The 19,667-nt window shown below is 40.9% G+C and carries 14 protein-coding genes and 1 tRNA gene; 3 read left to right on the forward strand and 12 right to left on the reverse strand.

Features of this window, described 5'->3' with window-relative positions:
• Positions 1-280: 280 nt before the first annotated feature.
• Positions 281-508, reverse strand: a complete 228-nt coding sequence (locus HMPREF9455_RS21380; protein WP_148401893.1) for a hypothetical protein — start codon at positions 506-508, stop codon at positions 281-283.
• A 71-nt stretch (positions 509-579) separates the two neighbouring features.
• Here HMPREF9455_RS21380 and HMPREF9455_RS11710 point away from each other — a divergent pair, with 71 nt between their 5' ends.
• Positions 580-4,086, forward strand: coding sequence for a proline dehydrogenase family protein (locus HMPREF9455_RS11710; RefSeq protein WP_006799911.1), 3,507 nt, complete (start codon positions 580-582; stop codon positions 4,084-4,086).
• 122 nt (positions 4,087-4,208) lie between these two features.
• Complete coding sequence (locus HMPREF9455_RS11715) at positions 4,209-5,114, forward strand: glycosyltransferase family protein (RefSeq protein ID WP_006799912.1); 906 nt, start codon at positions 4,209-4,211, stop codon at positions 5,112-5,114.
• Positions 5,115-5,201: 87 nt separating this feature from the next.
• On the opposite strand, the gene HMPREF9455_RS11720 is transcribed toward HMPREF9455_RS11715, so the two are convergent.
• The 10 genes from HMPREF9455_RS11720 to HMPREF9455_RS11765 all read right to left on the reverse strand — a co-directional run bounded on the left by HMPREF9455_RS11720 (position 5,202) and on the right by HMPREF9455_RS11765 (position 17,963).
• Positions 5,202-5,639 carry a PepSY-like domain-containing protein gene (locus HMPREF9455_RS11720; protein WP_006799913.1) on the reverse strand — a complete coding sequence of 146 codons (438 nt, stop codon included), beginning with the start codon at positions 5,637-5,639 and terminating at the stop codon, positions 5,202-5,204.
• A gap of 108 nt (positions 5,640-5,747) precedes the next feature.
• Positions 5,748-6,668, reverse strand: a complete 921-nt coding sequence (locus HMPREF9455_RS11725; protein WP_006799914.1) for a DUF4097 family beta strand repeat-containing protein — start codon at positions 6,666-6,668, stop codon at positions 5,748-5,750.
• 237 nt (positions 6,669-6,905) lie between these two features.
• The gene (locus HMPREF9455_RS11730; RefSeq protein WP_006799915.1) at positions 6,906-8,234 is read right to left on the reverse strand and encodes a TolC family protein; all 1,329 of its coding nucleotides are present in this window, start codon (positions 8,232-8,234) and stop codon (positions 6,906-6,908) included.
• Between the two features lie 9 nt (positions 8,235-8,243).
• Positions 8,244-9,368, reverse strand: coding sequence for an efflux RND transporter periplasmic adaptor subunit (locus HMPREF9455_RS11735; protein WP_006799916.1), 1,125 nt, complete (start codon positions 9,366-9,368; stop codon positions 8,244-8,246).
• Positions 9,369-9,632: 264 nt separating this feature from the next.
• Positions 9,633-10,889 (reverse strand): ABC transporter permease, encoded by a 1,257-nt coding sequence (locus HMPREF9455_RS11740; RefSeq protein WP_006799917.1) that lies wholly within the window; start codon positions 10,887-10,889, stop codon positions 9,633-9,635.
• Positions 10,890-10,908: 19 nt separating this feature from the next.
• On the reverse strand, positions 10,909-12,168 hold the full coding sequence (locus HMPREF9455_RS11745) for an ABC transporter permease (protein WP_006799918.1): 1,260 nt from the start codon (positions 12,166-12,168) through the stop codon (positions 10,909-10,911).
• 103 nt (positions 12,169-12,271) lie between these two features.
• Positions 12,272-12,967: an ABC transporter ATP-binding protein gene (locus HMPREF9455_RS11750; protein WP_006799919.1), complete on the reverse strand. Its 696-nt coding sequence runs from the start codon at positions 12,965-12,967 to the stop codon at positions 12,272-12,274.
• 468 nt (positions 12,968-13,435) lie between these two features.
• On the reverse strand, positions 13,436-14,629 hold the full coding sequence (locus HMPREF9455_RS11755) for a pyridoxal phosphate-dependent aminotransferase (protein WP_006799920.1): 1,194 nt from the start codon (positions 14,627-14,629) through the stop codon (positions 13,436-13,438).
• 38 nt (positions 14,630-14,667) lie between these two features.
• Positions 14,668-15,885: a bifunctional 3,4-dihydroxy-2-butanone-4-phosphate synthase/GTP cyclohydrolase II gene (locus HMPREF9455_RS11760; protein WP_006799921.1), complete on the reverse strand. Its 1,218-nt coding sequence runs from the start codon at positions 15,883-15,885 to the stop codon at positions 14,668-14,670.
• A gap of 23 nt (positions 15,886-15,908) precedes the next feature.
• Complete coding sequence (locus HMPREF9455_RS11765; protein ID WP_006799922.1) at positions 15,909-17,963, reverse strand: LptF/LptG family permease; 2,055 nt, start codon at positions 17,961-17,963, stop codon at positions 15,909-15,911.
• A 218-nt stretch (positions 17,964-18,181) separates the two neighbouring features.
• Here HMPREF9455_RS11765 and HMPREF9455_RS11770 point away from each other — a divergent pair.
• A tRNA-Met gene (locus HMPREF9455_RS11770) sits at positions 18,182-18,255 on the forward strand.
• A gap of 163 nt (positions 18,256-18,418) precedes the next feature.
• Here HMPREF9455_RS11770 and HMPREF9455_RS11775 read toward each other — a convergent pair.
• The gene (locus tag HMPREF9455_RS11775; RefSeq protein ID WP_006799923.1) at positions 18,419-19,651 is read right to left on the reverse strand and encodes a glycoside hydrolase family 88 protein; all 1,233 of its coding nucleotides are present in this window, start codon (positions 19,649-19,651) and stop codon (positions 18,419-18,421) included.
• Positions 19,652-19,667 lie beyond the last annotated feature (16 nt).

Consider the following 19,667-nt stretch of genomic DNA (forward strand, 5'->3'; position numbering starts at 1 on the left):
TTCTCTCTCTCTCTCTCTCTCTCTCTCTCTCTCTCTCTCTAATAAAATAGAGCTAACTTCCAAATATTCAGAAGGAAAATGAGAACAGGTAGATGTGTATTTTAGGAAAGAAAAACTCATTAAAATAGAATTATACGTTCTGTTTTGCTGCAACAAATGTAAAAAATTAGTTTTCAATAAACAAATTAAAATCTTTTCTTTTACGGTAATTAGTGTTATTTATATATCAAATAGTTCAATTTTTAGTTACAAGTTACTACGCCCTATGGGCAGTTGTAAGTTACGAGTTAGCGGATGTACAATGGCTAAGCCTGAAGAGATTTTGTCTTATCGTCGCATCGCGATTCCGGCCTCGTCCCGCAGGCGGGATACCCAATCCGTAAAGCGGAGGTGTAGGGCAAAATATGGTAGTTGCTATACCCTGCTGATAATTGGCTAAAGATAAATTTGCATTATTTGTTAATTCTTTCGCGCAAGCATGACAATTCCTGTTATTTTTTTGTCTCAAATCATCTTTATTCTCACACTTTTATTTTAACTTAGAACAAAAAAATAATACAGTTAATACTTAATGCGCTAATGGAAAAAATCACATCTACAGAAGTCCTCGAATGGGCAAAACAATTTCTCGACAAAGCAGAAAAAGAGTTAACTCCACAGGAAGTAAAAGAGCAGAAGAAATATGCTTCGCTTATTCAAACACCTGCCAATAAAACATTGTTGTCCAAAATGTTGGACGAATCTTCTCAGGTAAGAGACAATAAGAAGCTGGCAAAGCGGATGAAGCTCTTGATTGAGGAATACGGTGTGCCTGATTTTTTTAGTCCGTTCGACCGTTTTCAGCTAAGGCTGTTTACAAGCATAGGATATCTGTTCGATGGTATTTCTATTCCCCTGTTTAAAGAAAGATTGCGTAAAGAAACTGACAAGATAATCATTTCGGAAGAACGCCCCGCTCTTACCGGTCACCTGTCGGGAAGATGGAAAAGTAAGATAGGGCAGAATGTGAATCTGCTGGGCGAAGTTGTACTTGGAGATGGGGAAGCCAATCACCGCTACCTGCATTATCTGGAAGCACTGAAAGAACCGGATATCAATTATATTTCCATTAAGCTGTCAGGTATTTATGCGCAGATACATCCGTTAAGCTACGAACAGAATAAAAAAGAACTCTGTAAACTGGTAGCCACAATATATCAGCAGGCAATAGATTATCCGTATACAGATCAGGACGGGGTTACCAAACCGAAGTTTGTAAATCTGGATATGGAAGAATATAAAGATACCGAGCTTACCCTTGATGTATTCGAAGAAGTATTGAGCATGCCGCAGTTCAAAAATTACAATGCGGGTATTGTTGTACAGGCCTATCTTCCCGATGCGGGGCTGTTTCAGGAACGTTTGTTGAAGTTTGCCAGGAAACGTTATGCCGAAGGAGGCGCTCCGCTAAAAATGCGTCTGGTGAAAGGTGCGAACCTGCAAATGGAAAGCATTATTTCATCATTGAAAGGATGGACAAACCCTGTATTACCTACCAAAGTAGATGTGGATGCGAATTATATGCATATTCTCGATATTGCTTTACAGCCCGAAAATGCAGAAGCGATGCATGTGGGCGTAGCTTCCCACAACTTTTTCAGTATTGCCTACGCTTATTTGCTGAGCGAAAAATATGGAACATCCGAATATGTGACTTTCGAAATGCTGGAAGGTATGGCAAACAACCTGCCGCGTGTGATGCGCAATTTCGGAAAACAGATCATACTATATACACCGGTTGTGAAAAAGGAACATTTCCTTAATGCTGTGTCTTATCTGGTGCGCCGGTTGGATGAAAATACAGGAAAGGATAATTTCCTTAGCTATTCCTTCAATCTGAAACTGGATAGCCCGCAATGGAACTTTCTTGCTAACCAGTTTGCAGAAGCGTATAACCAGAAAGACAGTGTGCAACCTAAATCTTTCCGTTCACAAAACCGGAAAGAAAAGCCCGTTCCCGTAAAAGATATCAATGTATTCCATAATGAGCCCGATACCGATCTCGACTTGCATGAAAATCGTGAATGGGCTTTGGAATCGCTTCGCAAATGGGGAACGCTGGTAAATGACAAGAATTTTATTGTGCCTGTGCAAATAGGAGATAGGGAAGTGATAACCGCACATAAGAAAAAATATTACGATCGCAGCCGAAATGATGAGGTCTGCTTCTGTGAAGCCAACCTTTCCTCATTGGAACAGATAAAGGAAATAATCGCTATTGCCGAAGAAGATAAGCCGCAGTGGAGAAAGACAGATATAAACAAACGCAACGAGATACTCCATCAGGTAGCCGATAACCTGAGCGCCAAACGTGGCGACCTTATAGGCTGTATGTCTGCTATTACTGGCAAGACCTTTATGGAAGGAGATGTGGAGGTGTCGGAAGCTATCGATTTCTGTCGCTTCTATCCCATCACAATGAAGCATTTCGATGAACTGAAAACAGTAGAAAATACACCAAAAGGTATAATCCTTGTTATCCCGCCTTGGAATTTCCCTCTGGCTATCCCTGTCGGGGGAGTAGCTGCTGCACTGGCAGGGGGTAATACGGTGATACTGAAACCTGCGACTGTCGCTTTGCCTGTCGCTTGGGAATTTGCTAAATGTTTCTGGGACGCAGGTGTGCCAAAAGAGACATTGCAGGTGGTATGCAGCGCCGACCGTTCATCATTGAACTATCTCACAGCACATCCATCTATCAAGCATGTAATACTTACAGGTGGGACGGATACCGCATTCCGCTTATTGGAAAACAGTCCGAAGACACCGCTTTCAGCTGAAACAGGGGGGAAGAATGCTATCATACTTACAGGCAACGGCGATCAGGATCATGCGATATTAAATGTTGTGTCTTCAGCATTTAGCAATGCAGGGCAAAAATGTTCGGCATGTTCGCTCTTATTGCTTGATAAGAAGACATACAATGATGAAAATTTCAAATCGAAGTTGAGGGATGCGGTGACCAGTATGCGTACTGGTAGTGTTTGGGACACAATGAATATGGTGGGGCCGATGATAACCAACGACAACGATAAACTCTTGCATGCAATAGAAAACCTTGAAGAAGGAGAATCGTGGCTTGTGGCACCGGAATTCCTCGATGAAAAGAAGTATATGCTCAAACCTACTGTAAAATGGGGGGTGAAGCCGACGAGCTTTACATTCAGAAACGAGTTGTTCGCCCCACTTTTGTCTGTTGTCTGTATAGATGATTTGGAGCAGGGTATCGAATTTGCCAATTCGTCTGAATATGGGCTTACGGCAGGATTACAAAGTCTGGATGAAGAAGAGCAATTGCTGTGGAAGAACAGTATCGAGGCCGGTAACCTGTATATAAACAGGGGGATTACAGGCGCAATCGTCAATCGTCAACCGTTTGGCGGAATGAAACGTTCTGCATTTGGCGGAGGGATCAAAGCCGGAGGGCCTAATTATGTGTCCTGCTTTGTGGAATTTGCTGAAAATGAAGTTCCTGTAACCTCTGTTAAATCTCAGTTGAGCGATCTGGTAGATACCGATAAAGATAAAAACCGCTTGAACTATGCCGCGGAAAGCTATAAGAACGCTTGGGGTACGGAGTTCTCTTTAGAAAGAGATGTAAACCATATCTATGGCGAAGAAAATATATTCCGCTACCTGCCGTTGAAGAGTATAGGCGTGCGTGTTCAGGAAGATGATGACCTGTGTGATATTTTGCTGATCCTTTTGGCTGCAACAATAGCTAAGACTCCTGTTACTGTAAGTATTTCCGGTTCGGACAGTAAATTGCAGGCTATAGAGAAAGCAGCTTTGACTTTATTGGGGATCGTTATCAAAATGCAGGACGAAGACAGGTTTGTGGAAGAGATAGAGAACTATGAACGTATCCGCATTTGTTCTCCGGCTGCATCCGATGATATATATCTGAAAGCAGCAAAACTTGGCAAACATATCGCAAATAACAAACCCCTTATGGAAGGACGTCTCGAAATGCTTCATTATCTGAAGGAGCAAAGCATTGCTTACGAATATCACCGATACGGAAGTATATTCGGAGATGATAAATAATATGGCGGCTTTGATAAATTTTAGCTATATTTGTGGTTACCTCTTTTTGTGAGGACAATTCCGGATTACTGTAATCCGACAGAAAAACAAAATCCAAATATAACATTCAAATAAAGGAAAAGATGAAACCTACATTGTTTATTTTGGCGGCCGGAATGGGTAGCCGCTACGGAGGCCTCAAACAGCTTGACGGACTTGGCCCTCATGGGGAGACCATCATGGATTACTCTGTGTATGATGCTATACAGGCAGGTTTTGGCAAAATAGTATTTGTTATCAGACACTCTTTTGAGAAAGAATTCAGAGAAAAAGTGATTTCTAAATATGAGGACAAAATATCTGTAGAGGTCGTTTTTCAGGAATTAGACTATATTCCAGCAGGTTTTGTACCGAATCCCGATAGAGAAAAACCGTGGGGTACAAACCATGCCTTGCTGATGGGGAAAGATGTTATCAATGAACCTTTTGGCATTATCAACGCTGATGATTTCTATGGTCGTTCCAGTTTTCAGATTTTAGCAGGCATGCTCAAGACTATGGGCGATAAGACCCGTAGCTATTGTATGATAGGCTATCTGTTAGGTAATACCCTTTCCGAAAGCGGAACAGTGGCGCGTGGTGTATGTCAGCTCGACGATGAAAATTATCTGACCAAAGTCGTAGAACGGACGCAGATAGAACGTATCGATGGTGTTCCCTGCTACAAAGACGAAGATGGTACATGGAAAAAACTGACCGATACAACTCCTGTATCGATGAATATGTGGGGGTTCACACCCGACTATTTCGACTTGTCGGAAAAAAGTTTTGAAAACTTCCTGAAAGAAAACCAGAACAACCTCAAGGCTGAATTTCTGATTCCTACGGTGGTTAACGATTTGGTAGAGAAGAAAGAAGTAAGAGTGAAACTGATAAATACACCATCGGTCTGGTTTGGTATTACATACGCCACCGATCGTCCTGAAGTAGCCCTACGCATACAGGAATTAGTAGATGAGAGAATTTATCCGGAAAAGCTCTTCGGATAATCTTATACTTTATACATAAAAAAGGGAAAGTCTTCTTTATCGATGCTTTCCCTTTTTGCGTATATAGTAAGGTCTGGAAGATTCCTTTTAGTGAGATACCTTGATTAAATTACCTGTCTGATTGAAATTCAATTCGGCCGCATCTGCTAATTTTACCCTATAGCCGTACGATTTATGTTTCACCTTTACAATAGCTTTCTGTGGGTAGTTTTTCGCTATATAGGCAATTGCAGGCTTAGGTAATATATCTATAATGCTTTTGGGTAGGGGGGTATAGTCACTTTCTATTTCTTCCCAGTCGCCGTTCCCGTCAAACTGTACCTTAATACCATTTTTGTATTTTACCTTACACTCTCCGTCTTTTGCATCATACTTTAGTTTATCTATCTCGTATTTACTGAAATGCCTGTCCAGAAATACCTGCACCTTTTCAGGTATATTATTTCTGTATTGCAAAGAAGGGAAAGTATTAACCTTTGTAGCACAGCTCAATAATAATATGGACAGTACCAAATATATTCTCATAACAATCTTTATTTATTTTGTATAAAGCAGAGTACCCTATACAGACGGTACCCTGCTATTATTGTGGTTTTGTAAAGACTATAAAAGTTTGGTTTGATCTATAATAATTTAGTATTTCTCATTGTTCTCGTACCACCGGAAAACTATAACGCCCATGCCTGATGCTGAGTTTATCTGAAAACCTCCTCCATTCAGTTTACCTTGTACTTTCGTCTTCGAAGTCGTTCCTTTGAAATTAGAACTATTGAGTATATATGCATTGATATTTGTAGAGGACTGCAAGTCTAAAGTGGCTTTAGTATCTTTCGGTAATACCAGTTGAATATTCCCCTTGGATAGTTTTGTATTCATGGATTCCGAAGCACTCGTATTAATCATTCCTATATATCCGGATTCGGATTCTACTGTAAAGTTCCTACCCGACGAATCAATATATTTGATTGATCCGGATATGGACTTAGCAGTATGATTGTTTCCACTTATGTTTTTCACCATGATACTACCTTTGGCTATACTTAGAGCTGTGGATACGCTTTCAGGTGTGAAAATCTTGATAGAGACCCTTAGCTTACGGTAGTCTGTACCTTGTATTACGTCACTCTTTTCAGAAACATTGGCTACTATTTCAGTATCGTTGGCATATGACTCTATATTATAGTACTTTTCCAATATTGTTTTTATCTGTTCATCGGTTAAGTCTATACTTTCGTTGTCTGCCTTTGCATAAATATATATGGCTGTTTGTTCTTTATAACCACCGAATACAGCTATATGTCCATTTTGAGTAGTAGAAGCGGATACCTTTTTTATCGGGTGAGTGCTTAGTGCATATGTCCGTGTATATCTGATCGAATCTCCCAAATAAGCCGCATCGGTAGGAATGTTTAAGACATCATTCTTAGACGGACCTTCCTGTACATCTACAATATTATAATCTATTATATCGTCTCGGTCAGAGCTGCAAGCTGGTGTAATCAGAAGAAGTAGCCCTGTGATTAAGCTAGCTGCAAGATTGAAATACTGTTTCATAATGTTGTCTTTTATTAATAATGGTTTGTGTATAGCTTATATTATAATTACAGATGCAAAGCTAAATGAAGAACCTGTAGAAAATCTGTAGAGGGGGTAGAACAGGCTTAAGCTTTCTGCCAGATGTGATCCTTTGTCTGTTTGAGCATTCATATCAATGCAAAAAAAAGCCCTGTGATTTTATATATCACAGGGCTTTAATCATTATGGAAGGCGCTTCACTAAACTACTATATCTTTATTCTATATCGATTTCTTTACCTTGATAGAAATCCAGAATCTTTGCTCTGAATATGAAATCGTATTTCGCTTGTATACGTTCCGATTTGCTGGTCAGTAATTTTGTTTGGGCTTCGTTAAATTCAAATACAGTCGATTTACCAATGTCGTAACGTTCACGGGCATATTTGAACGATTCGTCAGCGGCTTCATAAGCCTTACTTGCCGAATTATACTTGGCCTGGGACGAAACTGCACTCTGGTATGCTTGCTGAATCTCTTTATATAATGCAAGTTTCACATTGTCAAGCGCTAAATTCTGGTTCTCGATGCTTAGGCGTGCACTTCGTACTCTGTTTCTTGTTTCGAAACGGTTAAAGATAGGAATACTTAAGCTAAAACTCAAATATTCGGAGCCGAAATCTCTGATCTGTTTACTAAAACTTACATTGTCTTGTCCCGATACACTCTGGTATGAAGTGCTATAACCTGCGCTGAATCCAAGAGTAGGCCAATAACCAGCCTGAGCCACTTTCAAAGTCTTCTTGCTGCTCTCAAGTTTATATTCAGCTTCCTTTATATGAGGTTTAATACCCAGAGCCATCTGATAGACCTGATTCGGCGGAAGTACGCTCCCCAGATTATTATCTACTATATTGTCAACTTTCGGCTCTTCAATATCGAAAGCGTCGTTCGATGCAAGGTTCAGGGCCTGAGACAAATTCAGGAGCGACAGAGCCAGGTCATTGTCGGCCATTGTCACGTTCGATTCATCTTTTGCCAGCTGGGCTTTTATATCATACAATTGCGATGTCGGTACTTTGCCTGATTCGACCAGCATACTGGTGCGCTCTACCTGCTGTTTGCTCAATCCTGCCTGTTCCTGATACGCCTTGAGTATTTCTTTTTTGAACAATACATCGAGGTATAAGGATACCACCTGTAATTCCAGGTTCTCCTGAGCTTTTTTCAAACCCTCCATTGCTGCCTGTAAAGTCAGTTCATCGGCCTTTATCTGGTTAGGAATCCTGAAACCAGTGAATATAGGGACAGAGGTCGATACACTGAATGACGAACGGGATGAGTTTACTGCTTCGGAGACGTTTGTACCCAAAGTAGACCGCCCGAAGTTGAAACTTTGTCCCATACTGGCATTCAGGTCGGGCAGACGGCTGTTTTTACTGGTGCTCAGGTTTATTTCCGAGTTTTTTACATCCAGCGATTGCTGTTTCAGTTCTATATTATTCTCGACGGCATAATCGACACATTGTCTTAGTGTCCATTTGTTCTGAGCCTGAGAACATAGACAAACAAGTAATAAACTGCACGATATTATATATTTTTTCATATGCGTCTGTTAATTTTTAGGAGCTTCTTTTGGCTTGTCCGAAACTTCATTGCCTCTGACTTTCTGGCCTTTGCTGAGTCCCTCTTTTACTTCTACTTTTATTCCGTCCGACAATCCTACTTTTACCAGCTTTTTGTCAAATACCTGCTTGTGGTTGGTAGTGTCTGTCAGTATATAAACGAAAGATGAGTCGTTGCTGAATGTGATTGTACTTTCGGGTATGGTCAATACCTTTTCCACTTTAGCCAATACGATCTCGGCGTTGGCGCTATATCCGGCTCTCACCATCACTGTATCGGGGATGCGGGCGGCAGCCTTTATTTCAAACAGGATGGCTCCGTTTTCCTCTACTCCTTTAGGTGCGATATACTCTAATATTGCATCAAATTTTTTACCTTCAATAGCCCCTACCGACAATTTGATCGGCATACCTGTATGTACGCGGCCTACTTCAGTTTCGTCTATCTTTCCGATGAATATCATATCATTCATGTTTGCTACAGTGGCGATAGTGGTACCGTCGTTGAATGTGTTGGCCTGTATCACCGAGTTACCGGCTTTTACCGGTACATCCAATATCATACCTGTGATGGTAGAACGGATTTGTGTGTTGCTATATTGTGCCGTTTTTTTAGATATACCGGTTTTTACGATATCCAGATTGTCTTTCGAATTTTCCAGTTCCTCGATAGCCTTTTTGTAATCGGCATCCGATTTGTCCATTTCTTCTTTGGCTATCACTCCCTTCGAAAACAGGTCTTTTTGTCGTTCATGTTCAGCTCTTACCTGTGTAAGGTTAATCTGTGCTACATTTACACGTGATTCGGCAGAGTTCAACTGGGCAACTTCGGGTATAACCTTTACGGTGGCAATAATATCTCCCTGTTTTACAAAGTCACCTGCTTCTTTAAGAACCTCCGATATAATACCGGATATCTGCGGCTTGATTAAAATTTCATCACGGGGCGATACTTTACCTGTTGCTACTGAAGTATTTTCCACATTTCCTTCTTCAACGGTAGTGATTTCGTATCTGACTTCTTTAGGCTGCGATTTTTTCCAAAGGAAAAAGAATGTGCCAAGGACCACTAATCCTATAATCACAAACAGTGCTATTCTGAGAACCTTTTTCATATAATATATAGTTTACAATTTTTTTTCTGTTATATTATTAATCATCATCCAAAAAGTAACAAAGGTTACACTATTTACAGTTAACAGTAAACAGTTAGCAGTCAACAATTAGAACTCCTTTATACTTACTACTTGTTAAAAGGTAACAAAGGTTACAACTTTATCATACTTTTTGATGTGTCACATTTTTTATTTTACCGTCTCTGACTCTACAGAGGCTTGTATGTTTACGGCAATGAGCCGGCTATTTATATATAGATAAATTTATTCGTCCCTGATAGCATCTATCGCTTTCACACTGAGTGCCCGCATGGCAGGCATGAGGCCTGCAAAAATTCCCGATGCGATGAGTATTCCCATGGCAGCCATTGCTGTACCAAAGGAAACTAACGGAGGTAAGAAAATCATATCTTCGTTATTCATACTACTCATTCCCTGACTTATCATACTTAAAATAAGCACACCAAAGAAAAATCCCGAAAATCCAGCGATTGCTGTCAATACGAAACTCTCACTCATTATTTGCAACATAACGGAAAGCGGTTTGGCTCCTATCGCCCTGCGCACGCCGATTTCCCGGGTACGTTCCCGTACGGTGACCAGCATGATATTACTTATCCCTATGATACCGGACATAAGGGCTCCTATTCCAACAAACCAAATCAATATATCAATTCCGCTGAACAGGTTGTTGAATATCTGGAACTCTTTCTCTATATTGAAACTGCCTATTGCCTTTTCGTCCGAGGGGGATATGCTGTGTGCGGCCTTTAAGATGCTTTTTACCTCTTGTTCTACGACTGATGCCGGATAGCCGGGCTTGGCGGTGCATGCCATGAAATAAATATCCTGTCCCTGATTGAAAGCTCTCTGGGTGGTGGAGAATGGTAAGAATACAGACGATTCCACATCTCCTCCAATGGATATTTTCGATTTTGGCCGGATGACTCCTATCACTTGAAAGTAAATCCCATTTACTCTGATATACTTTCCTATAGGGTCTTCGCTTTTGGCAAATAATGTTTCGTAAACCTCCCGGCCAATAATACAGACTTTGCGGCTCTTATCTATATCTATCTCATTAAACAGGCGTCCTTGCAGAACGTGCTGGCCTTCTATCTTAAAGTGTTCAGTATATATGCCTCTGACGCCATAGCTTCCCGATTTATTCCCGTTAACTACATTTTTGTCACCGCCGCCAATAAACAGTACCGGAGATACATATTCTACCGATTTGGCTTTATCTCTTATTGCTTGCACATCTTTTGTCTTCATCGTCCACTGACGGCCTTTCCGGAACCCATCATAAGGTTCACTTGTACGTTGTGTCCAGAAGAAGCAGGAATTGGAGGCAAAAGCCTCGAAGTTTTTATATATTCCTCCTTGCAAGGAACCTCCCAGTCCGATGAGCAGAATAAGCATGAAAAGCCCCCAAAATACTCCAAAGCCTGTAAGAAAGCTCCGAAGCTTGTTTCGCTTGATGGTAATCCATATCTCCTGCCAGTTATCTAAATCAAACATATTGCGCTAATTTTATTTTTTATTCTGCCCGCATAGCTTCTATCGGACTTATCTTTGTCGCTTTCAGCGCAGGCATAAATCCCGATACGACACCCGCTATTATCATGACGATAGTTGCTTTAAAGATAGTTGATAAATCGACCGAAGGATCTTTGAATATCGGAGGTCCGTCGGTAGGCATGCTAAATATCAGATCGGTCATCAGCCCGAATTCATTTATGGCTATTCCCCCCATCATTCCTATATAGCCGGCGATGGTAGTTATAAGAATGGATTCAAATATGATCAATCTCAATATCGAGCCTGATTTTGCACCTATTGCTTTTCGTATCCCTATTTCCCTGGTACGTTCTTTTACTGTTATCAACATTATATTGCCTACGCCTACTATTCCTGCCATGAGCGAAGCCCCGCCTATTATCCATAAAAATATATTGATACCTGAAAAAATCATGTTTGCTTCAATCATGTCTTCAGCGGTATTACGGATGTAGAGGGCAGATCTATCGGCGGGATCGAACTCGTGCAGTTTTCCGAGTTTTTGACGCAATCTTTCTGTGAAATCCTGATTCTGTTTCAATGTATTTAACCCGACTATGGTGAAATCGATTTGCCGGAATCCAAAGCCTTTACTATAGAGCATCTGAGCAGTTGTGAAAGGAATGTACGCCGGAGGGCTGTTACGGAATTCATTTTCATCATCATAAATCCCGATCACCTGATATGCCATATTGTTATCAGCGATCACATATTTTCCTAAAGGGTCCTGATCTTTAAATAATATCTTTTTTATTTCCTGATTGATAACTATTACTTTTCTGCGATTATCCACATCAATTTTGTTCAGAAAACGACCTTCCCCACTTCTTATCTTAATATTATTTATATATGCTGCATCCTGGGAAACCCCGTCGAGCGACCATGAACCATATTCCTGCAGATAAGACAGGTTGACGGTCTTACTTATCCGTGCGGAAACATATTGTACTTCCGGAATCTTATTTTTTATCAGATCATAATCCCGTCCGTCAAATTTGATCTCTCTGTTGGTGGGAAATCCTTTATACGGCATCGAGGTCCATCCCGGCCATAAGGTGACTGAATTCTGGGCTCTACGGGAAAAGTTTGAAGTTACTCCGTTTTTCAGGCCATTTCCGGTCCCTAGCAGGACTATCAGCATAAATATTCCCCAAGCCACAGCAAAGCCTGTAAGCGCAGTGCGCAGCTTATTTTTACTGATGGTTGAGAGTATTTCCCGTAGCGAGTCAAAATCAAACATAGAAAAAGGTGTTATTTAAGGAATGGGCAGATTTTATATATATTTCAATAGTTCTTACTCATTCCTATTGTTTTACTTACCGGATAATAAAGGGCCTGCAGCCTTACATCTCTATTACAGGATTCTCGTTTATCTCAATCGAACCTATTATACCGTCTTTTATATGTATTACGCGGTCGGTCGCATTGGCTACAGCCTGTTCGTGTGTAACAATAAGCATTGTGATGCCGTCATTCGTATTTATCTCTCTCAACAATTGCATTACGTCTCTTGACGTTGTACTATCTAATGCACCGGTCGGTTCGTCGGCCAGTATTACCTGAGGCTGTGCTATGAGTGCACGCGCTATGGCAACACGCTGCTTCTGTCCTCCCGATAATTCGTTGGGCAAATGGTCGGCATGACTTGCCAGTCCCATTTTGTCTAGGTATTCCATTGCCAGCTTATTCCGTTTCTTACGGTTCATCCCCTGATAATAGAGGGGCAATGCGACATTTTCCATTGCATTTTTGAATGAAATAAGGTTGAAAGACTGGAAAATAAAACCTATCTTCTTGTTTCTCAATTCGGCTGCATATGTCTCGCTCGGTTTATTTATCAAAACATTGTCGAGATAATACTGACCCGTATCGTAATTGTCGAGTATACCGAGAATATTCAATAGAGTGGATTTACCCGAACCGGAAGCTCCCATGATGGAAACCAGCTCTCCTTTCTCAACTTCCAGATTGATCCCCTTCAAAACGTGCAAAGGAGCGCCGTTATAGTAGGTCTTGTTCAAGTTATTAATTCTTATCACGCTTATTAACTGTTAGATATGAAAATTATGAACACACAAATATAGATTTTATTATAAAGTGTTAGCGCTCGAGCCAGAACTTTTATACTTATATGTCGCAAAAAAAATAAAAAGGTTACAATCTTTTTGTTTTTTAACATTTTTGTATTCACATTGCCACATTACTTTATAAAAAATGTGGCTTTTGTGTATTATATGAGTTATTTCTGAATAACGAATCTTATATAACTACTGATTCGCATTAAGTATTAGGGCAAACGCATCAAAATTCCTAAAGTTGTTTTCAGCCTCATGTAGGGGCGTATTGCATACGCCCAATTGTGATATTTTGCTATGCGGGCGTATGCAATACGCCCCTACGGGCCTTCGATAGAAGTTGAACAATTTGATGCGTTTGCCCTGATTAAGTATTAAAGGCTGGCTTCCAATAAGGAACCAACCTTTGTTCTTTATCTGTAGATGTTATGTTTACTTCAATTTCCCCAACGTCTCTTTCACCCGTCTCATAGCCTCTACAATATTCTCGTCAGAAGTAGCATATGAAAAACGGATATAGTCAGGTGCTTCGAATGCAAGCCCGCCCACACAAGCCACATGGCCTTCTTCGAGCAGGAACATTGCGAGGTCTGCCGATGTATTTATCTGCCGTCCATTGTACGACTTACCTATATAATAACTGCATTCCGGAAACAGATAGAAAGCCCCTTCCGGCTTATTCACCTTAAATCCTTCTATCTCAGACGCCAGCTTCACAATCAGGTCGCGACGGCGTTGGAATGCCAGTCGCATATCTTCCACACATTGCTGCTCTCCCAGATAAGCCGCTTCAGCAGCCTTCTGAGCAATAGATGAAGCCCCTGAAGTATATTGCCCCTGCAACTTGTTACAGGCCGAAGCGAGCCACTGAGGTGCGGCTACCCATCCCAGACGCCAGCCTGTCATGGCATATGCTTTGGATACTCCGTTGATAATGGCCACACGGTCTTTAATATTATCGAACTGGGCAATGCTCTCATGTTTTCCCAGATAGTTGATATGCTCGTATATCTCGTCCGCAATGATGATGATGTTCGGATGCTTGGCCAATACATTTGCTATTGCCTCCAGTTCGGCTTTAGAGTAGATACTGCCTGTAGGATTCGAAGGCGAACATAATATAATAGCCCTTGTCTTTGGCGTAATAGCTGCTTCCAGTTGCGCGGGAGTCATCTTAAAATCCTGTTCGATGCCTGTGCGGATTACCACACTTTTCCCCTCAGCCAGTTTCACCATTTCTACATAACTAACCCAGCATGGAGCAGGGATAATTACTTCGTCACCCGGATTGACAACACAAAGTACCACATTGCAAACATCCTGCTTTGCTCCATTAGAACAAACAATCTGCTCAGGCTTATAGCTAAGTCCGTTTTCTGTTTCCAGCTTTTTGCATATTGCCTGCCGGAGCGACAGATAGCCGGGCACGGGTGTATAGAAAGAAAAGTTATCGTCGATAGCTTTTTTTGCAGCTTCTTTTACATGGGCGGGGGTGAAGAAATCGGGTTCCCCTACACTCAGGTTGATGACATTGATGCCCTGAGCTTTTAGCTCATTGCTTTTCTGAGACATAGCCAAAGTCTCCGATACTGCAAGACTTGCTATACGTGCTGATACTTGTGACATAGTTGTTTATTATATTTAGGTTATTGACCTTTTCTTGATTAATCTACATTATGTAAATCGTGCCCCATACGCTCTTTTTTTGTATGCATATAGAACTCGTTATATTTGTTAGGTGTAACTTCGATAGGCACATTGCCTACTACAGTCAGTCCGAAAGATTCTAATCCCTTTCGCTTGACAGGGTTATTGGTTAATAATCGCATCTTACTGACACCTAATTCTCTTAGGATGGCTGCTCCTACGCCATAGTCGCGTTCGTCGGCACGGTAACCAAGATGAAGGTTTGCATCTACTGTATCGTATCCTTCTTCCTGAAGTTTGTAGGCTTCCATCTTTGCCATTAGCCCGATTCCGCGTCCTTCCTGATTAAGATATACGATTACACCTTTTCCTTCTTTCTGGATCATCTCCATTGACTTGTGCAGCTGTTCGCCACACTCGCAACGCTTAGAGCCGAATATGTCGCCTGTAACGCATGATGAGTGTACACGGACAAGGATAGGTTCATCTTTCTCCCATGTTCCTTTTATAAGTGCTACATGTTCCAGTCCAGTCGATTTTTGTTTGAAAGGAATCAGATGAAAATGCCCGTATTCGGTAGGCATATTCACTTCCGCCCCTTTTTCGATCAGTGATTCTCTTTCCAGTCTGTATTTTATAAGATCGGCTACCGAAATTAATTTCAGATTATATTTATCGGCCATTTCGCGTAATTCGGGTAGGCGCGCCATTTCTCCGTCTTCTTTCTTTATCTCTATCAGAACTCCTGCGGGGTATAATCCGGCAAGGCGGGCAAGGTCTACGGCTGCTTCTGTATGCCCGATGCGGCTAAGTACACCTTTGTCTTTGGCACGTAGAGGGAAAATATGTCCGGGACGCCCAAAATCTTCAGGCTTGGTGTCTTTACGGGTCAGTGCAAGTATTGTTTGCGCCCTGTCGTAGGCTGATATTCCGGTGGTTACACCATTCTTGAGTAAATCTATAGATACTGTAAAAGGTGTGGCATGAGTTGCAGTGTTGTGAGTAACCATCATTGGTAAATCAAGTTCTTCACAACGTTCTGCTGTAATGGGTGCACAAATAAGGCCTCTGGCATGTGTTTCCATAAAATTTACCTTTTCCGGAGTGATGGCTTCCGCGGCAATGATGAGGTCTCCTTCATTTTCGCGGTCTTCATCATCGACAACAATAACGAAGTTGCCATTCCTTATTTCTTCTATGGCTTCTTCTACTGTATCCAGTTTTATTTTTTCCATATTATATATCTTTCCTTAAAAACTTAAGAGTATGAAATGATTTCAACTTCTTTTTTATCCTTGCCTATCTGTCTGGTAACATAGAAATATAGGAGAGGATAGAACATAAATGAGAATATTACAATAAAGAAATGGTATAGTTTAGACCGCTTCTTAATATTGGTGTAAAAAGCAAAATAGTAAAACATCGACCGTATAAACAAGAATAGATACGAAACGTCGATGATCCATGAAAACCCTGTCAGATTGGTTATCAGGAGGAAGATGCATAAGATATAACCTGCCATAGTCCATTTAGAACTATAGTCATACAGGAATTCGGCATTATCCATATATTGTGCGTCTTGTTTATCTATGATCCCGCCTATTTCAGCTCCTCTTTCTTTCAGGATACTCAGGGCGGCCAGCTGCATATCCTTTTCGTAATTATATTTCTTATAATTCTGTATCAAATCCCGTAGTTTGTCGGTATCCATAGCGCGTAGACCATTAAGGATTTCGGGTTGAAGATCGAGCTCCGATACATCAGGTATTTTCTTGACAATAATATTGCGCCTTTCATCGCTGATCTTTGGAGGAGTCTTTATAAAGAAGATCTTCCGTATAAATTTACCATATGCTTCAGGATTGAATAAGGCGGAATCATTCATCGCTTTATAAGTGAGGAATACGCCTAACGGGAATAATGCGAATGAACTGAGCCACATACCCTGCCACGCTTCCCAGACGCCGTCGCGAGCCATTTTATAGCCAATGTTGTCTATAATATAGTAGACTATAAATAACGCGACAGACACAACTACAGGCATCCCTAATCCACCTTTGCGTATAATCGCGCCCAAAGGAGCGCCTATGAAGAAGAAGATAAGACAGGCAAAAGATAGGGTGAATTTGCGATGCCTTTCTACTTCGTGAAACCTGATGTTTTTTTGAAGTCCTGCTTTTTGGGTAGACTCCAGCATGTTGTAACGGCTATTCTCGGCTTCGCTGGCAGCAGACATTAAATGTTGCGCCATTTCGTCTCTGCTGTATGAATTCAGTAAGGAATCGAAATCAATTTTTGCCGGTTGTTCCTTTTTTTGTAGGGCTTTAGGTTTCTCTACTTTGAGCGAATCGGCTTCTTTAAGTCTGTTTTGGTAGGCTTCAGTATTCCGGTATGAGAAATATGTGTGTTGGCCGATTATTTTCCGGTCCCTGATATTTACACTATCCAGTCGCGCACTCATAGAGTCGATGGAGTGGGAGAGCTGAACGATATTTTTGGATATCTGTGTTCCTTCCAGATTGGATTCATCCATGCGGTCAAATCCTGTATTGAACGGAATAATAACTTCTTTTTCCTTGAAATTCTCCCGGCTATAAGGCGCAAATTGATTATTGTTTCTACTACTTGTGCTATTAACATCGGCTTGCCGGAAATTAGCGAACTGCTGCCCGTGGTACAGGTTTAATAAAAGAAAGGTTTTGTCTTCCGAACCTCTCATCAGAGCCGAATCGCAAACTATAACAGCCATGTTGTCGAAACCTTTGGATGTATCGTATATCATCACTTCGTGCAACATCTTGGTTTCGCGATTTTTTTTCTTCACATACAGGTTATAGTTTGGAATGTCGCTATAAAAAGAGCCTTCAGGGATATCCAGTTCGGGCGATTTCTGCTTGATTGACCATAACAACGCCCTTAATTTAACCTGAATACGAGGCATGGCCTCATTCTGAAAAAAGAATGCGCCAATGGAAATGAATGCGACAAGTATTATCAGAGGCTTCATCGCTTTAAGTAGCGAGACTCCGGATGCTTTGATGGAAAGTAATTCGAGCCGCTCGCCCAGATTACCGAAAGCCATAAGCGAAGCCAATAGCAGAGACAAAGGCAGCGCCATTGGTATTAGCTGGAAGGCGGCATATAGAAAGAGTTCGGCTAAGACCGAAATGTCGAGCCCTTTACCAACAAGGTCTTCGACATAACGCCACAAGAATTGCATCAGTACAATGAACAAACATATCACAAATGTCATAGCAAAGACAGGTAGGAATGTTTGGATGACGAATGTATATAGTCGTTTAATTTTTAGCATTAACTACAGATACTCAAATTGAGTACAAAAGTAGTAAAAAGAAAAATGTTAAGGCAAATATTATGATGAAAGATATTGTTCTTAATCTTTATTAGTGAATTTATATAGGCTTATAAGCTTCATTTAATGAGAGGATGGAAATATTTTTGTTATTTTCCAGTCGGAAGTTTGTATTATATAAAATAATCTTCTATTTTTGCACCCGCTAACATAAAGTTGGCGGGATAGCTCAGATGGTTAGAGCGCATGATTCATAATCATGAGGTCCCGAGTTCAATTCTCGGTCCCGCTACGAAGAAAAGAGAGTTTTACACAGCGTGTAAAACTCTCTTTTGCTTTAATTATATTATAATGTGGATAATGGGAGGTGAATCCTGTAAGGAATAAGTCAAAAATTATCTTTGCTACAATGATAATACGAGTACCTAAACTCTTTCAAAAATCAGGATTCGATATTAACCCTTGAGGTTTTCAATAACAGATAGTCCATTCATCATTTTCTTATACCTTATCAAGGCTTCGATATAGTAATAGTCTGCATAATTGATCGCAGCGTCCACTTCTGAGCCATTAGGCCAATGTCCAACACTATGCAATAAGAATGACGGTTTACACGCTCCACTCTGGAATTTATCCGAAGAAAGTTCAATGAGCATGTTTATTGCAGCAGTTTTATATTCTTGTGCTTTTTGTGGATTATCTTCCAATTGAGATAGTTCCAAAAGTCCCGAAGCAACGATTGCCGCCGCCGAAGCATCACGTGGCTCGTTTGGAATATTAGGTGCATCGAAGTCCCAGAAAGGTACATATTCGTCTTTTGGTAACCTGTTTAAATAAAGATCTGTTACTTTTTCTGCAAAGCGTAAGAAGGTTTTATCCTGTGTTTCACGGTAAACCATCGCGTAACCATAAATAGCCCAAGCCTGTCCCCTTGCCCAAAGAGTGCTGTCGGCATATCCCTGGTGGGTGACCCCTTTGATAAAATCTCCTGTAATGGTGTCATAAACTGCTACGTGATAATTCCCACCATCCTCACGGAAATGATGTTTCATAGTGGTCTCTGCATGCTTTGTAGCAATTTCGTAAAGTTTTTTGTCACCGCCATTTTTGGCTGCCCAAAACAGCATTTCCAGATTAATCATATTATCCATGATTGTATTATGCGGCCAATTATTAGGTTCTACTTCGCGTGGCCATGACAGGATTGTTCCTACTTTCGGATTGAACAGGGTAGCAAGTGTATCGGCTGCATTCAGGATGATCTGCTTATATTTCTCATTTCCGGTTAAACGATAAGCATTTCCATAGCTACAAAATATCTGAAAGCCGAGGTCATGATCATAAGCCGGAAGTTTGGTGAGTGGTTCCAGCAAGTCGGTATAATAAGTTGCTACATCCGCATCTGTGGGGTTCTTTGTGTTTTCGTAATTATACCAAAGTATGCCGGGCCAGAAGCCAATGGTCCATTCACTAATTTCTATAGGGACAAGTTTCCAATGGGTCAGGCTGTCCATGATATTGCGTGGCATCATCTGCTTGCCGGATATTTCAGATAATGTCCTTTGTATTTGTGTATTACAATAGATCAGGTTTTTATCTACATCAAAGTCTTCTGATGTGTTTTTCTGCGTGCAGGAGAACAGTAATAAAGAGGTACTGATTCCTAAAATGACATTTCTTAGTTTCATATATGTTTTATACTTT

The sequence above is a fragment of the Dysgonomonas gadei ATCC BAA-286 genome, from assembly GCF_000213555.1.
In the GTDB taxonomy this organism is placed as follows: Bacteria; Bacteroidota; Bacteroidia; order Bacteroidales; family Dysgonomonadaceae; genus Dysgonomonas; species Dysgonomonas gadei.

Excerpts from the sequence above, each read along its gene's own strand:
- HMPREF9455_RS11735 (WP_006799916.1), bottom strand. The coding sequence starts at position 9,368 with ATGAAAAAGGTTCTCAGAATAGCACTGTTTGTGATTATAGGATTAGTG.
- HMPREF9455_RS11765 (WP_006799922.1), bottom strand. The coding sequence starts at position 17,963 with ATGCTAAAAATTAAACGACTATATACATTCGTCATCCAAACATTCCTA.
- HMPREF9455_RS11740 (WP_006799917.1), bottom strand. The coding sequence starts at position 10,889 with ATGTTTGATTTAGATAACTGGCAGGAGATATGGATTACCATCAAGCGA.
- HMPREF9455_RS11775 (WP_006799923.1), bottom strand. The coding sequence starts at position 19,651 with ATGAAACTAAGAAATGTCATTTTAGGAATCAGTACCTCTTTATTACTG.
- HMPREF9455_RS11755 (WP_006799920.1), bottom strand. The coding sequence starts at position 14,629 with ATGTCACAAGTATCAGCACGTATAGCAAGTCTTGCAGTATCGGAGACT.
- HMPREF9455_RS11710 (WP_006799911.1), top strand. The coding sequence starts at position 580 with ATGGAAAAAATCACATCTACAGAAGTCCTCGAATGGGCAAAACAATTT.
- HMPREF9455_RS11730 (WP_006799915.1), bottom strand. The coding sequence starts at position 8,234 with ATGAAAAAATATATAATATCGTGCAGTTTATTACTTGTTTGTCTATGT.
- HMPREF9455_RS11760 (WP_006799921.1), bottom strand. The coding sequence starts at position 15,885 with ATGGAAAAAATAAAACTGGATACAGTAGAAGAAGCCATAGAAGAAATA.
- HMPREF9455_RS11720 (WP_006799913.1), bottom strand. The coding sequence starts at position 5,639 with ATGAGAATATATTTGGTACTGTCCATATTATTATTGAGCTGTGCTACA.
- HMPREF9455_RS11725 (WP_006799914.1), bottom strand. The coding sequence starts at position 6,668 with ATGAAACAGTATTTCAATCTTGCAGCTAGCTTAATCACAGGGCTACTT.
- HMPREF9455_RS11745 (WP_006799918.1), bottom strand. The coding sequence starts at position 12,168 with ATGTTTGATTTTGACTCGCTACGGGAAATACTCTCAACCATCAGTAAA.
- HMPREF9455_RS11715 (WP_006799912.1), top strand. The coding sequence starts at position 4,209 with ATGAAACCTACATTGTTTATTTTGGCGGCCGGAATGGGTAGCCGCTAC.